Genomic DNA, 14888 nt, shown 5'->3' with positions numbered 1-14888 from the left:
ATTGGAAAAGGGCCTTTTGGCCCTTTTTGCTTGAGCTTTTAGCTGAGGCTATTTTCCCGGATGACACGGGAAGTCAACGGTAATCACCGCGCCTGTTGGCAAACCTTGTTCTTCAGTGCCATTGTCAATATTCAAATGACCCTCATAAGCGGATACCAAGTCGGCAACCACGGCCATACCAATACCTTGACCACTTTTGTAGCTATCTAGCCGATGACCACGTTCAATTAATGCTTGGCGTTCATCTGGTGGAATGCCCGGACCATCATCAGCAACGCTAATATGTAAACGCATTTTGCTTTGAGAAGCACGAATCAATACTTCGGTTTCTGCGGCTTTACATGCGTTGTCTACTAAATTACCCAGTAGCTCTAACAAGTCAGTTTCATCGCCGTAAAACCCCAACGAAGCGGGAATATCTACAAAAAAGCTTAATTCTTTTTGGCGGTATACTTTTTCCATTGCCGAGACCAATTTGTCGACCACCGCTTTCACGTTGGCCTTTTGATTCCAGCGGCTACCCGTACCAGCAACAGCGCGTTTAAGTTGACGTTGAATAATATTATTGATTTGTTCAACAGGCTCTTTTCCTGCTTCCGGCAAATCCGGTAATCCTGATAAAACTGCTAAAGGGGTTTTTAAGCTGTGTGCTAAGTCACCAAGGCTGTTTTTATAGCGTTGGCGCTGATTTTCTTCAGTCGATAATAGGTGATTTAAGCTGGATTTTAGAGGTTCAAGCTCTGGTGGGTAATGGCTTGTTAAGCGCTCGTTTTCGCCTTTTTCAATATTGGAAATATCTTTAACTAGGCGATTGATAGGGCGTAAGGCCGTGAATAAGGTGAAAATCAGCAACCCAAGTAATAGCACGGAGACATTGCCAAGCCAGTACCAAAGTGTATGCCGATAGTGGATAACTTCAGCATCAAAGCTGCTTTTGTCTTGATAAACATGAAAGGTATAGGCTAGGAATCCACGAGATGAGGAAAATTCTGCTGTATAACTGTGTACAAAGTAGCGTTTAGCGTTGTGATCAACTTCGGTAAACTTTTCTTTGCCAATATCTGGGACGCCTTGAAAGTTTGGCACCACCCAATTCATCGTGGATTGAGAACGCCAAACGATAAGGTTTCTTGCTGAAATAACCCCGTATACACCAGAATCGGGAATATTAAACTGCCCGTTAATTATCACATCTGGCATATTGCTGATGGCGTTAAGCACTTCAAATTCAGAAATAAGCGTTAGCGTTTGTACGCGCATTCGTTCTAACACGGCTTGCGTTAAACTGGCGACGTAGGCGCGCTCTAATGCATAAGCGGCAAGGGGAATAAACAAAAGCAGCGCTAATAGCGCTGCGGAAAAAACACGGATTTTTAAAGACAGTCGTTTCATAGTTGGCGGTTAATTCGATAACCACGACCTCGTAATGTTTCAATGGGTTTGTATTTATTTTCGGGATCAAGTTTTTTACGTAAACGACCGACAAATACTTCAATAACATTGCTGTCTAAATCAAAGTCCTGATCATAGATGTGCTCAGTAAGTTCGGTTTTGGAGATGATCTTTTTCGGGTTCATCAACAAATATTCCAACACTTTATATTCGTAAGCGGTTAAGTCCAGTACTTCACCATTTACCGTGACCTCTTGTGAAACGGTGTCGAGCGAAATAGGGCCTAAAGTAATTTTAGGGCTAGCCTGACCTGATGAACGACGAATAAGCGCGTTGATCCGAGCAAGCAACTCTTCATGTTGAAATGGCTTAGTCAGATAGTCATCTGCTCCCGCTTCCAAACCTTCTACCTTTTCTTGCCAGCGATCGCGCGCGGTTAAAATAAGAATTGGCGTGGTGACGTTATCTTTTCTCACTTGGCGGATTAGCTCAAATCCATCTAAAACAGGGAGGCCGACATCAATGATTGCCGCATCATAGGGGTATTCTTGCATCAGGAACTTCGCTTTCATACCGTCATCTGCAAGATCAACGCTATAACCTTGTTTTTGCATCAGAGCATCAAGTTGCGTTAACAAACGGCTATCGTCTTCTACAATGAGTAATCGCATTTTTGAACCTTAATTATCATTTTCATTTTTTTCGGTCAAAACCGGCGTAATGTGCATCGCCCGTTTTATTTCAACGACGACAACGCGTCCTGATTTTTGTAAAACTTTCACACGAAAGAACGTTTGCTGAGTTTCGACTTTTAGCACCCGCCCTTTATAACGGCGCATTGCTTGCTTAGCTGCTTGCGACTTGGTTTGCGCGGTTGATTTGTTATGCTGCCCAAACATAGGAGGATCTGCAAAGGCAAACCAAGAAACAACGAGCGTTGTCAGGAGGATAATGAAGCGCATCATTAACAGCAACCCAAAATCGAGAAAGTGAATAGAGAAAACAGTGAATGTTTAAACATAGGCATTATTGACTAACTTCGACGGTTTGAGATTGAAGATACACGTAGGTCATAAAGTTCCTGTTTGAGAGTTATCTAACAATGTCTTAATAACGAGAGTTAATTTCCGTTATTCCTTTCAAGACTAGGATCGAATCACTGAATCAATCCTGAATTATTTGTTTACGTTTAGGGTGATTTTTCCCATCAAGCGTTCCCGTAGGGAATCACATTGATTCAATCTCGGCAATGTAAAGCTGAGACAAGAGGCTTTGGTAAACGTCTTTTATGTGATGTTGAGATGAGAGGTTGGGGTAAAAAGGGGCAAAGCCCCTTTTTAAGATCCACCAGACTACGACTGAGGGGGCGAGAAGGTAAAACAGTCCGTTATTTGTTCTTCAAGTCTTTTTGGTGGTTGCAGTGCTATGCCTTTAGCCCGCTAAACAGTTGGGTTTTCGCAATGTGCATAAACCGTAAATTTTTTGTTGAAGGTATAAATGTGAACCGACAATGGAATGCCATCTAACGCCCGCCAGAAGTCAGCAGTGGCGGCTGAAGGGCAAATAGATTGGCGTAAATAGTTTTTCTGATCCTGTTGGTTCATATCAAGGCGGCTAGGGATCTGAATGTAAGCGTTAATGGTACCGTTAATCGCTTTTGCACCCTTGTAATACCAACCTCCCATAGAAAAGTTGGAATAAAATTTAGTGTTAACTGCTTTAATGGCACTTTCAGAAACGGGATTAACGTCTTTATAAGCAAATCGTTCTGCTGCAACGCCTTGAATACAACCGGTCAATGTTGTTGACGCTATCAATGCGATGAAAATGCAGCATCCAAGTTTGAAATTGTGAAGTAGGTTGTTCATCGCTTAGCTCCTGTGGCTTATGCTTAAGCTATCGGCGATAAAAACAATCCCTAAAGTGAGAATTTGCAGTTTTTTACAGAAGTTAAAAAGCCAGCAATTGCTGGCTTTTTGAACAATACGCTTATGTTATTGATTAGGCTTAGAAGTTGCGAATTTCTACTCCGTTACTATTAAAATCAAATTTATTGATTTTGCCGCATTGTGCCATGTGGTTTTGCGATGAATAAGGCGTGCCGCTTTGACTTATATTGTTTTCAAAGCCTTGGCCGTTTTTCACAAATGCTTTGAGCTCAAACCAACCATTAACGGTTTTGCTGCAATCCATTTCCACATCCAACATCCAGTGATGTAGGCCCCAAATGTTTAATGGCTCTTCGCCGTACCCATCAACTGCAACTGTGCGTAATGCGCCGTAGCTGCTAGGCCAAATGTTGGTGGTCCAATCTAAAGGGGTGCCGTCAGCTTGGCTGCTTTGACCGGCTTCTACACCGTACCAATCCAGCATGGTGTCGTTAGACTTCCAAGGCGCAGTTGTGGCGTTACGTAGGTTCAAGTGGCGAATTGGCATTGCGCATTCAAAGTTAGAAGTGGCGCAGTTTCTGCCAAGATTATTATTCGCGTAGTCGTGGTCGATGCCACCACGAATGAACATGTCTTGGCCGCTTTGTGTTTCCGCATTAATGAATACAACCGTGCGTTGCCAATCAGCATCGTCTCCACTGCCGGTGTCGCCGCCACCTGTGCTACCTGAGATCTTCGCGCCTTCGTGAATGGCCATAGCTTCATACGAAGCCACGTTTAAGTTGATTGTGCCATTGCTGTTAACTGTAATCACATCACCGCTACAGCTTGTGCCGTTGCTGGAGATGTCGCCGTTTAACACGTTACAGTATTGGCCGGGAGACATTTGCGTTGGCACGGTGGCGGTTAGGGCATAGCTTTCTTTGTTGATAGCGACATGGCCTGCATCACCGCGACCAAAGGCGATTTGGTTGTTGCCATTATCCCACCAGTCTGAGGTAAAGAAGTTACGTGCAGTGTAGTTTCTAAATTGCATAGCACCGGAAATTGGGCTCCAGCGGTGCTCACATTGCCAATTGCTGCCAAAGCATTCTACGTTACCGTTATTATGAACGGATATGCTCGGACCGCCTGCATCGGTGTCGCCGTGATAGTCGTAGCTCGACATCACTTTCGGGTAGCCATAAGGCCACGCTAACATGAATACATTGGCTAAATCGTATAGTTTGCCATCTTCGAATGTGACGATATTGCCTCCACCTCCATGACCACGTTGGTTGTCGTGGTTATCAACAAAAACAACGGCTGAGCTGCTTGGTAGGAACCCCCATGCCTCACCAAAGTTGTTTAACCATGACAGTTGACCATTTTTGAAGGTGTTGCCAAGTTGTGTTGAATATTTAAATTCAGTGACTAATCCCGTGCTGGTGTATTCATCAGCAGTGATCACTTCGCCGCCTTGGTCAATCACTTCTTGGAAGAAGAAAGGCGAACCATTCAGTTTTGCTACAACGCTTTGAATATCCTGAACCGACATATGTTTAGAAGCATCAAAGCGGAAGCCGGCAACGCCGATGTTAAGCAAGTCGTTTAAATAGCTTGCGATGGTGTTTTGAACATAGCTGGCACTTGTGTTGAGGTCAGGGAGGCCAACCAGTTCACAGTTTTGTACTCGGTAGCGGTCGCTGGAATAATCTGAACCATTAATTTGGCAAGTAGAGTGGAAATCCTGCGGGCGATAAATGGGGTAGCTCTTGTTACCGTAGGAGCTGCCATTTGTGCCGGTGCCACTGCCTGCTGCCATATGGTTAATGACCGCATCTACGTAAATATCAACACCTGCCGCTTTACACCGATTTACCATATCAATGAATTGAGCACGATTCCCTCCGCGGCTTTCTAGTGTGTAACTAACAGGCTGGTAACGTGTCCACCATTGTGAGCCTTGGATATGTTCTTGAGGTGGTGAAACTTGTACTGCTGCATAACCTTTCGGGCCTAAAAAGGTTTCACACTCAGTGGCAACATCCTGCCATTTCCATTCGAACAAATGCACAAATGTGGTGGGCTCGGCGGCGGCAAAGGTTTGGGCAGAAAGCGCTAGCCCCATACTTGCGGCAATCAATGAAAAGCGGGTCTTCATGTTTATCTCCTAATTCTTATGATTGTTAGTGGGAATTTTCTTGCGTTAATAAAATGTAAATCAGTTGTAAGTTGAGTAAATATTAAGCCGGAGGGGAGATCAAACTGAATACGTATGCAGCTAAATAGTGCATAAAAGGGTTATTTTGTGCGTGTTGGTGTGGAATTTAGAAGATGTTTTTGTTGGAAAATTCATCGAAAAAAGGGGTGGCTCGATAAATTCTAATAATTATTAGGATAGGGGAAACAAAAACTTCCTCCTGCATACGTATGCTATTTGTCTGTTCCAATTAGCAGTCACCTGTAGAGAATTAGGAGCAAACCCTCGGCCGCAGAGAAGTATCCACGAGGAGTTTGCGATAAATTGCTACGAGGTGACTGACAATTAAACACAATTATTTAGCGAGTGGTGGTTAAAACACCTTCTTAAAAGGCTTAACCTCGCTACTTTGATACACGCCGTTTAATAAATACGGGTCGACATCGGCCCACGCTTGCGCCGTTTCTAAACTCTCGAACTCAGCAACCACTAAGGAGCCGGTAAAGCCTGCGGCGCCTGGGTCTTCACTATCAATAGCAGGGAGTGGACCTGCGGTTAGCAGTCGGCCTTGTTCTCGTAACGCGGTTAAACGGGCTAAGTGAGCGGGGCGCACTTTTAGGCGTTGTTCAAGGCTGTTTTCCACATCGAGTGAATAAATCATGTAATACATTCTGTGTTTATTCCTTGCTAGCGGTTGTTTGGGTTGCGGCTTTCATGGCAGCCGTAAATTGTGCTAGTACACGGAGCATTTTGGCTTTGTCGTCTAAATTCTGCTCAATGATATTGACGGTTGCTGAGCCCGAAATTGCGCCTGCCGCGCCGGCATCAATGGCGGCTTTAACTTGTTCGGGTTTAGAGATACCAAAGCCAATGACCGGCGGTGCTACGTCTAATTCCGTTAGTCTGCTAACCAATTTGCTAGCGGGCATTTGCGCGGCAGTTTCAGCACCGGTAACACCTGCGCGACCCAATAAATAGGTGTAACCTTCGCTGTGTTTTGAAATCAGTTGCAAGGTTTCTTCACTGGCGTTAGGTGGTGCGATAAGAATCTGTTTAATGTCGTGTTTTGTTGCGGCTTCAAAGAAAGGACCGGATTCTCTGGCGGGGACATCGGCAATTAGAATTGAATCGACGCCAGCGGCCTTTGCGGCTTGGTAGAAGGCGTCGATACCACGGTGCATCACTAAGTTGGAATACAACAATAAGCCAATAGGGGTACTGGGATGTAGGGTACGAATCTTGCTGATAATGGCAAAGCTGTCATCCGGTGTAACGTGATGCGACAATGCACGAATACTGGCTTTTTGCAGGGTTGGACCATCAGCGATTGGGTCGGAAAAAGGAATACCTAACTCTAAGGCATCAGCACCGTTTTCTACGAGGCAATTAACAATATCCGTTGAGGTTTCAACATCAGGGTCGCCTAATGTAACGAAGGGCACAAAGGCGCCTTCCTGTTTGGCGGCTAATTGCTCGAACATTGCTTTATATCTATCCATTGCTATTCTCCTGCTTGTTCGTTTGTGTCAGCAACAACACGGTCGCCAATGATGTCGTAAACGTGAGATAAGTCTTTGTCACCACGACCAGAAAGGTTAACCACAAAAATGCTTTCTTCTTCGGCTTCATCGGCCATGTTTAAGGCATGAGCAAGGGCATGAGACGATTCTAACGCTGGAATAATGCCTTCTTTTTGTGCCAGTAATTGGAAGGCGTTTAGTGCTTCGTCATCGTCGATAGCTACGTATTGCGCGCGTCCGGTTGCGTGCAAATGCGCGTGTTGTGGACCTACCGCAGGATAATCGAGCCCTGCTGAAACCGAGTAAGATTCTTCAATTTGCCCCACTTCATCTTGCATAATGTAACTGTAGGTTCCATGTAAAATGCCTTTGCTGCCGGTACTGATAGCCGCGCCGTGGTGGCCTGTGTGAATGCCTTTACCGCCGGGTTCTACGCCAATTAATTTAACGTTTTCATCGTCGATGAAGTCGGCAAACATGCCAATGGCGTTTGAACCGCCACCCACGCAGGCGATTATCGCATCCGGTAAACGACCTTCTTTTTCCATAATTTGACGCTTGGTTTCTTCCCCAATCATGCGATGAAATTCGCGAACAATGGTAGGGAAGGGGTGAGGACCGGCGGCCGTACCCAGCAAATAATGGGTATCTTCATAAGTTGCAGACCAGTCGCGCATAGCCTCATTTACAGCGTCTTTTAATGTGCCTGAACCGGAATCAACGGGAATCACTTCCGCGCCCATTAAACGCATTCTAAAGACGTTTGGTGCTTGGCGTTCAACGTCTTTTGCGCCCATGTAGATTCGTGCTTTTAAGCCCAGCAATGCACACGCAAGGGCTGTGGCGGTGCCGTGTTGACCTGCGCCAGTTTCAGCAATCACGTACTTTTTGCCCATTCGTTTGGTGAGCAGTGCCTGACCTAAAACTTGATTCGTTTTGTGCGCGCCGCCGTGAAGTAAATCTTCACGTTTTAAATAGAGTTTAACGTTTGGATTACTCACTAAGTTGCGGGTCAGGGTGAGCGCTGTAGGACGACCCGCGTAGTCGTGGAGCAAACCCATAAACTCTTTTTGGAATTCAGGATCGTTTTGCGCATCAATGAAAGCTTGTTCTAGCTGGTCCAATGCGGGGATCAACAATTCCGGCACATACATGCCACCGAAATCGCCGAACTTACTGTCTAATTTATTCATTGTTTAAAACTCGCTTTTAATAGGCTCTTAGTGCGGTAAACGCTTGCTGGATCAAAGTGTCATCTTTAATCCCCGGAGCGCTTTCTACACCTGAATTAATATCGATTAAGGCTGCGCCTTGTGCGCCAGCAGTGGACACATTGTCGGGATTTAACCCGCCCGCCAGTGCAATGTTGGATTTATCGTTTAGGGCATCAAGCAACTGCCAGTTAAATTGTTGCCCAGTGCCGCCGGATTGGGTGCCAACCTGACAATCTAACAAGAATAAGTCAACTTGTTGCTCGTTAAGCGGTGGAAGCATATCGCTATTTGCTTTGACACCTTTAGCCTTCCAAATTTGGCAGTAAGACGGTAATTGTTGGCGCAATGCATCAATGTAAGCTTGGTCTTCTTTTCCGTGTAATTGCACCGCCGTTAATTGAAGCTGCGTCGCATATTCAACAACAATGTTGATGTCAGCGTTCACAAATACGCCAACATAGTGATGAGAACATGCAGCGACAATGGATTTCGCTTTCTCCAAAGTTACTTTACGTTTTGATGCTGGTGCGAAGATCAATCCTAAGTAGCTCGCGCCCGCCATTTTTGCTGCAATGGCATCTTGCTCACGGGTAATACCGCAGACTTTGACGTTACCGTGAGTCAGCCTAGCAGCGGCTTGTTTTACATCGGCTTGCGCCATTAACGAGCTGCCCACCAAAAAGCCGTCTACTAAAGGCGCTAAACGCCTGACATCTTGGTAGGTGTAAATGCCGGATTCGGAAATTAGCAGGCGCTTTCTGCCGTTTTCATCGCTTTGTTTGTGATTTTGACTAAGCAATGGCGCGAGCATTTCAGTGGTAGCAAGATCGGTGCTTAAATCGCGTAAATTACGGTTATTAATGCCGATGATATCAGCGCCAAGGGCAATGGCGCGATGGGCTTCTTCCTCGTTACTCACTTCCGTTAAAATGCCCATGTTGTAGCTTTTCGCCAATTCTGCCAATTCCCGATATTCATCATCGTTTAGCACAGAAAGCATCAGCAACACTGCATCGGCATTGTGATAACGAGCAAGGTGAATTTGGTATGGGTCAACAAAGAAATCTTTGTTTAATACTGGAATGCTAACCTTGCTGGTAACGTAATCTAAATATTCAAATTTGCCCTGAAAATACTTTTCATCGGTGAGTACAGAAAGTGCCGATGCATAAGGTTCATAGGCGTCGAGAATTTCGTCTAAGTCGAACGGGTCGCGAATAAGTCCTTTGGAGGGAGACGCCTTCTTGCATTCCAAAATGTAACCGGCGTTAGGCTTGGATAACGCATCGTAAAAGCTGCGCGTGGATGGTTTCAGGTTTTGCACAAAGCTTTCCATCGGCAGTGTTTTTTTGCGCTCGACTAATTCAATTCGTTTATCGGCAACGATTTTGTCTAGGATGTTGCCAGCCTTGTTCGTTTTTGTCTGGCTGATGCGCGCGCTGTTGCTAATGGTTTCAAATGGCGCGCCACTTTGCATCGACTCAATCGCCATTTTCGCACCCGCAGCGAAGCTTTCTGCTTTACCACACAATTTTAATAGCGCACCTGCATTGGCGGCAATATTGTCGCGGTGAGCAACATCCCCTTTGCCTTGTAACACCTCGGTGATCATGGCGCGGTTTTCGTCTGGCTCACCGCCTTTTATGGCGTCCAATGTATAATGTGGCAGGTCGAAATCTTCCGGTGTTAGGTGATACAACAAAATCTCATTGCCTTGCACCTCTGCCACTTGTGTTGGGCCGTGCAAGCCAATTTCATCGAGTCCACTACCGTGCACTACCATGGCATGTTGGTAGCCCAAAAGTTGTAACGTTTTGGCGTAAGGCTCTACCAATTCCGGTGCGTAAACGCCGGTGACAATATGACTTGGGCGCGCAGGGTTGAGCAATGGACCAAGTAAGTTAAATAAGGTGCGCGCTTTAATTGTGGTGCGTACATTCATGGCGTGTTTGATGCCCGCATGATAATTCGGCGCGAATAAGAAGCAAAACTGGCTTTCATCTAAACATTGGCGGGCAATGTCGGCAGACATGGTTAAATTCAAACCAAATTGTTCGAATAGATCTGCTGAACCTGATTTGCTCGACACGCTTCTATTGCCATGTTTTGCCACGGTTAACCCGCAACTTGCCACTACAATTGCCGCCGCCGAGGAGATATTAATGGTGTGATGACCATCACCCCCAGTGCCAACAATATCAGCAAATTGATAAGCAGGGCGGGCGATAGGCGCTGCATGTTCAATCATAGCTTTAGCTGCGCCAGCGAGCTCTTCTGGTGTTTCGCCGCGCACTTTTAGCGCACTTAACATAGAGGCAAGAATGATGTCATCCATTTGCCCGGATACCACTTCGGTAAAAAATGCCTGAGTTTCTTTCAGGCTGAGCGTGTCGCCTTGCAGCACTTTGTGCAAAAGCGGTAGAACATTAGCACGCATTTGGCTCTCCTGATTGAATCAAATAATCAATACTTTGGCGCAATAATTGACTACCTTGCGCGGTTAAAATGGATTCTGGATGGAATTGGAAACCCAACATGCGTTGTGCTTGGTGGTACACGCACATGGGAATGTGGTCTGAATGCGCTAAAACTGATAACGAATCAGGTATGGTTGCTGCCATCAGTGAATGGTATCTGGCAATAGTAAAACCTTGCTCTAACCCTGCAAACATGCGGTTTTCACAATGAGTAAGTGGTGATGATTTTCCATGCATAGCTTGTGGCGCGCGGTCTATGATGCCGCCATAATGTTGTACGATGGCTTGGTGTCCTAAACAAATGCCAAGTACGGGAAATTCACCAGCTGCTTGTTCAATTAACGTCAGCATATTACCTGCGCTGCTTGGGTTTCCCGGCCCCGGTGATAGCATCAACAGTGTATTTGGGCCTTGGTCACGCATAAACGACATCACTTTTTCCACGGAAACGTTATTACGAAACACGGTGAGTTTGTGACCTAAAACCCGTAATTCATCGACTAAGTTGTAGGTAAATGAGTCGATATTGTCGATAAGTATAATGTGAGCTTGTGCCATGTTTGTGCTCCTTAACCTTGCTGCTGTGCGTGGGATTGCAAAATGGCAGAAATCACGGCTTGTGCTTTGCTGCGGGTTTCGTCGGCTTCACTTTGTGGTATGGAGTCGTATACCACGCCAGCACCTGCTTGAACGTGCGCGACTTGGTCTTTTACAAACGCGGAGCGGATAACAATACAGGTATTCAAATCGCCTTTGCCGGTAAAAAAGCCTACGGCACCGCCGTAACTGCCGCGTCGCTCACCTTCTACATCACGAATCAGTTGTGCGGCACGGACTTTAGGTGCGCCCACAAGTGTGCCCATGTTCATGCAAGCTTGATAGGCGTGGAGCGCGTCTAGGTCGTGCCGTAATTGACCTACCACGCGAGACACCAAATGCATCACATGGGAATAACGGTCAACCTTAAGTAAATCTCTTACGTAACGTGTGCCTGCTTCGGAAACGCGGGCAATATCGTTACGGGCTAAATCAACCAGCATGATGTGTTCGGCTTTTTCTTTGTTGTCTTCGCGCAGTGTGAGTTCAATACGGCTGTCTAAATCTGGATCTATTTCACCGTTTGCGCGTTTCCCTCGAGGGCGAGTTCCGGCAATGGGGTAAACTTCCACTTGATTGCTTTGCTTTTCGTATTTCACCGCCAGTTCTGGCGATGCACCAAAAATCGCGAAGTCTTCGTCCTGAATATAGAACATGTACGGACTCGGATTATTTTGCTTGAGTTGTGCGTAGGCTTTAAACGGCGCGGGGCAAGGCAAACTAAAGGTTCGTGAGGGAACAACTTGGAAAATATCCCCTGCCAGAATGTTCTCTCTTAGGCGTAAAACATTGTTGCAATACACGTCATCGGATTGATTTTCTCGCATATCCAAGGTCGTAACGGGGGATGTAATGACTTCATCAATAGGCGTTAACTCACTAATAACCTGTTTGATTTTTTCAAGACGCTGACTAATCGCAAAATAGCTGTTTGCCACGGCTTTACCACTGAATACGCTACCAATAATTTCAGTGCTTCGTTGTTGGTGATCGATATGAATTAACGTTTCAGCTAAATAGAAGACGTAATCTGGGCAAGTGTTTGGTCCTTGCGGCACGTCCTGAATTGGTTCAAAAGAGGCGTACAGGTCGTAGGCAAAAGTACCGCCGACAAAAATGGACAACGGATTTTCCCGAAGCGGCACCAATGCATTTTGCAGAACACGCAACACGTCGAAAACAGACGTTTGCTTTAGCTTGGTGTCTTCGTCGAGGTCGTTGTCAGGTTCAGGGAAGGTGAGTTGCAATGAGGTTTGGCTTTGCTGGCTGATAAATTGGCTAAGGTGCTGTTGTATAACGGGGAGCACTTGCTGACCATTTTCCGTTAACGCGGTGCAATTGACTTGGTGTCCGTTGCAAACCACTTTCACTGCCGCATCAACCAAAATCATACTATTGATGCTGTCTTTGCTTTCTATCTCAGCCGATTCTAAAAGCAATGCATTTTTACGTTGATGACATAGTGTTTGAAAGGCAAGCAGTGGATTTTCAATATAATCACATTGCATTTCAATGCTTTCTACCTTACCTGCTTGTTGACTTAATTCGGCTAAACTCATTAATCGTTATCTCTTAAAAAAGCTAACTGACTACGGATTGACTGATAACAGATACAAAAAAACCCGCTCTTGTTAGCGGGTTTTTGACATGTTTGATACAAATATAAGGCATCACAACCCGCGCGTTAGGGGAAGTGCCACCACCAGTTGTTGTTAGCGATTGTTTGCATCAAATGTGTCATCAGAATTCGGTTCTTTTTGTTACGTTCTTTACGTTCTTAGGTTACGTTTTCTTGATAATTATCCGCGAACTGGGCCCGCGAAAAAGCCTGTATAGGGGATAACAAATGCAGGTTAATGTCAAGGGGTATTTCTAAAACCAATTTGAATTATTTTCATATGATATTTCAATCTAACGGATAATCTCATTTTCTTTTTGAGGATTTGCGGAATTTGGGAAAATAGCGCGTTAAAGAGGTTTTGACTTAGCTCGGCTTCCAGTATCATAAGCGCCCTAAATTTTTAGATACTCTGAGCCTTGGCTACTACATGAGCAAAATCGACTTACATTGTCACACGCTTTATTCCGATGGCGCACTCGCACCAGCAGAATTGCTAATGCGAGCCCACAATCAGCAAGTGGATGTATTGGCGATTACTGATCATGACACGGTTGATGCAATTTCCGAGATTATTGCGCTGCAAAGTGCTGAAAAACGCGAACTGCATATTATTCCCGGGGTCGAAATTTCCACGGCGTGGCATGGGTTTGATATTCATATTTTGGGTTTGAATGTTCATTGGCAAGATGCACAATTTACGCAACGTTTAGCGCAGCAACAAAGCACGCGATTACAGCGCGCAGAAGAAATGGCCGAGAAGTTAGAAAAGGCCGGTTGTGAAGGAATATTTGAGACTGCTCAGAAACTTGCTGGGAAAGGCCAAATTACCCGAGCGCATTTTGCCAGAGCGCTTATCGCTTCTGGAAAAGTAAGTCATTTTCAGCAGGCGTTTAAACAGTATCTTGCTAAAGGCAAGCGGGCGTTTGTAAAACCAAATTGGATAAGCGTTATCGAAGCGGTGCAGTGGATCACGGATGCCGGCGGCACAGCAGTATTAGCGCATCCAAGCCGATATGATTTATCGGCAAAATGGTTAAGGCGTTTAATGCTAGAATTTAAAGAGGCAGGTGGTGAAGGCATTGAAGTCATGTATCCCGGACTATCACCCTCATTAAAGAATCAACTTGCTATGTATGCCAAAGAGTATGGTTTTTACGGGTCGATGGGATCGGATTTTCATGCGCCGGGTCGCTGGTGTGAATTGGGCCGACATTTATCCATGCCTGAACACGTTATCCCTGTTTGGGATGCGTGGAGCGAAACAACAAAAATGCAAGTAAACGCATGACATTGGTGTCTAGGCGAAATCAATAGCAACCGCTTGTTTATCAAAATGCGTTAACAGCAGCAAAAGAAGAACACACTATGAGCCAGTTTTTTTACATTCATCCAGACAACCCGCAGCAGCGACTGATCAAACAGGCGTGTGAAATTATTAACGATGGTCATGTGGTGGTGTACCCCACTGATTCGGGTTATTCCATTGGTTGTCAATTAGATAACAAAGCCGCGTTAGAGCAATTGTGTCGCGTGCGTCAAATTGACAAAAACCACAACTTTACGCTGATGTGTCGCGATATGTCGGAATTATCCGTTTATGCAAGGGTCGACAACCAAGCATTCCGTACCATTAAAAATAATACTCCGGGGCCGTATACTTTTATCCTTAAAGCCACGAAAGAAGTGCCTAAACGCTTATTAAACCCGAAGAAGAAGACCATTGGAATACGCGTACCCGATAACAACATTGCGCTAGCCCTTTTAGAAGAATTGGGCGCGCCGTTGATGTCATCAACCCTGATATTACCGGGTAATACTGAAGCAGAATTCGACCCAGAAACCATTCGTGACAGGTTAGAGAAGCAAGTAGGACTCATTATCAATGGTGGATATTTAGGTGAGCAACCTACCTCTATCATTGATATGTCAGAAGGTGAGCCTGTATTGCTTCGACAAGGCAGCGGTGACGTGTCTGTATTTGGTTTGTAAGGCTTTT

At 45.4% G+C, this 14888-nt stretch carries 13 protein-coding genes; 2 read left to right on the top strand and 11 right to left on the bottom strand.

The genetic code is table 11. The features are described 5' to 3' along the window. Positions 1 to 48: 48 nt before the first annotated feature. The 11 genes from HJG39_RS07040 to HJG39_RS06985 all read right to left on the bottom strand — a co-directional run bounded on the left by HJG39_RS07040 (position 49) and on the right by HJG39_RS06985 (position 12830). Positions 49 to 1392 (bottom strand): ATP-binding protein, encoded by a 1344-nt coding sequence (locus HJG39_RS07040; RefSeq protein ID WP_268408194.1) that lies wholly within the window; start codon positions 1390 to 1392, stop codon positions 49 to 51. Next, entirely contained in the window at positions 1389 to 2063 is a 675-nt protein-coding gene (locus HJG39_RS07035; protein ID WP_268408193.1) for a response regulator transcription factor, read from the bottom strand. The genes HJG39_RS07040 and HJG39_RS07035 overlap by 4 nt, the downstream gene beginning before the upstream one ends. 9 nt (positions 2064 to 2072) lie before the next feature. Next, positions 2073 to 2357, bottom strand: a complete 285-nt coding sequence (locus tag HJG39_RS07030; protein WP_268408192.1) for a PepSY domain-containing protein — start codon at positions 2355 to 2357, stop codon at positions 2073 to 2075. Between the two features lie 474 nt (positions 2358 to 2831). Continuing rightward, complete coding sequence (locus HJG39_RS07025; RefSeq protein ID WP_268408191.1) at positions 2832 to 3260, bottom strand: hypothetical protein; 429 nt, start codon at positions 3258 to 3260, stop codon at positions 2832 to 2834. A gap of 139 nt (positions 3261 to 3399) precedes the next feature. After that, positions 3400 to 5424 (bottom strand): alpha-amylase, encoded by a 2025-nt coding sequence (locus tag HJG39_RS07020; protein WP_268408190.1) that lies wholly within the window; start codon positions 5422 to 5424, stop codon positions 3400 to 3402. Between the two features lie 412 nt (positions 5425 to 5836). Next, a complete protein-coding gene (locus HJG39_RS07015) occupies positions 5837 to 6133 on the bottom strand; it encodes a YciI family protein (protein ID WP_268408189.1) in 297 nt (98 codons plus the stop codon). Positions 6134 to 6140: 7 nt separating this feature from the next. Next, positions 6141 to 6962 (bottom strand): tryptophan synthase subunit alpha, encoded by an 822-nt coding sequence (gene trpA / locus HJG39_RS07010; RefSeq protein WP_268408188.1) that lies wholly within the window; start codon positions 6960 to 6962, stop codon positions 6141 to 6143. Positions 6963 to 6964: 2 nt separating this feature from the next. After that, positions 6965 to 8176, bottom strand: a complete 1212-nt coding sequence (gene trpB / locus HJG39_RS07005; protein WP_268408187.1) for a tryptophan synthase subunit beta — start codon at positions 8174 to 8176, stop codon at positions 6965 to 6967. A gap of 16 nt (positions 8177 to 8192) precedes the next feature. Further along, on the bottom strand, positions 8193 to 10634 hold the full coding sequence (gene trpCF, locus HJG39_RS19425; protein WP_442781011.1) for a bifunctional indole-3-glycerol-phosphate synthase TrpC/phosphoribosylanthranilate isomerase TrpF: 2442 nt from the start codon (positions 10632 to 10634) through the stop codon (positions 8193 to 8195). Further along, positions 10624 to 11232 carry an anthranilate synthase component II gene (locus tag HJG39_RS06990; protein ID WP_268408186.1) on the bottom strand — a complete coding sequence of 203 codons (609 nt, stop codon included), beginning with the start codon at positions 11230 to 11232 and terminating at the stop codon, positions 10624 to 10626. The genes trpCF and HJG39_RS06990 overlap by 11 nt, the downstream gene beginning before the upstream one ends. Before the next feature lie 11 nt (positions 11233 to 11243). Further along, complete coding sequence (locus tag HJG39_RS06985) at positions 11244 to 12830, bottom strand: anthranilate synthase component 1 (protein ID WP_268408185.1); 1587 nt, start codon at positions 12828 to 12830, stop codon at positions 11244 to 11246. 489 nt (positions 12831 to 13319) lie between these two features. Here HJG39_RS06985 and HJG39_RS06980 point away from each other — a divergent pair, with 489 nt between their 5' ends. Next, the gene (locus tag HJG39_RS06980; protein WP_268408184.1) at positions 13320 to 14180 is read left to right on the top strand and encodes a PHP domain-containing protein; all 861 of its coding nucleotides are present in this window, start codon (positions 13320 to 13322) and stop codon (positions 14178 to 14180) included. Positions 14181 to 14257: 77 nt separating this feature from the next. Beyond that, positions 14258 to 14881 (top strand): L-threonylcarbamoyladenylate synthase, encoded by a 624-nt coding sequence (locus HJG39_RS06975; RefSeq protein WP_268408183.1) that lies wholly within the window; start codon positions 14258 to 14260, stop codon positions 14879 to 14881. The last annotated feature ends 7 nt before the right edge of the window (positions 14882 to 14888 follow it).

The sequence above is a fragment of the Alteromonas sp. a30 genome, assembly GCF_026788005.1.
In the GTDB taxonomy this organism is placed as follows: Bacteria; Pseudomonadota; Gammaproteobacteria; order Enterobacterales; family Alteromonadaceae; genus Paraneptunicella.
This window is presented reverse-complemented; position numbering and strand designations above follow the sequence as displayed.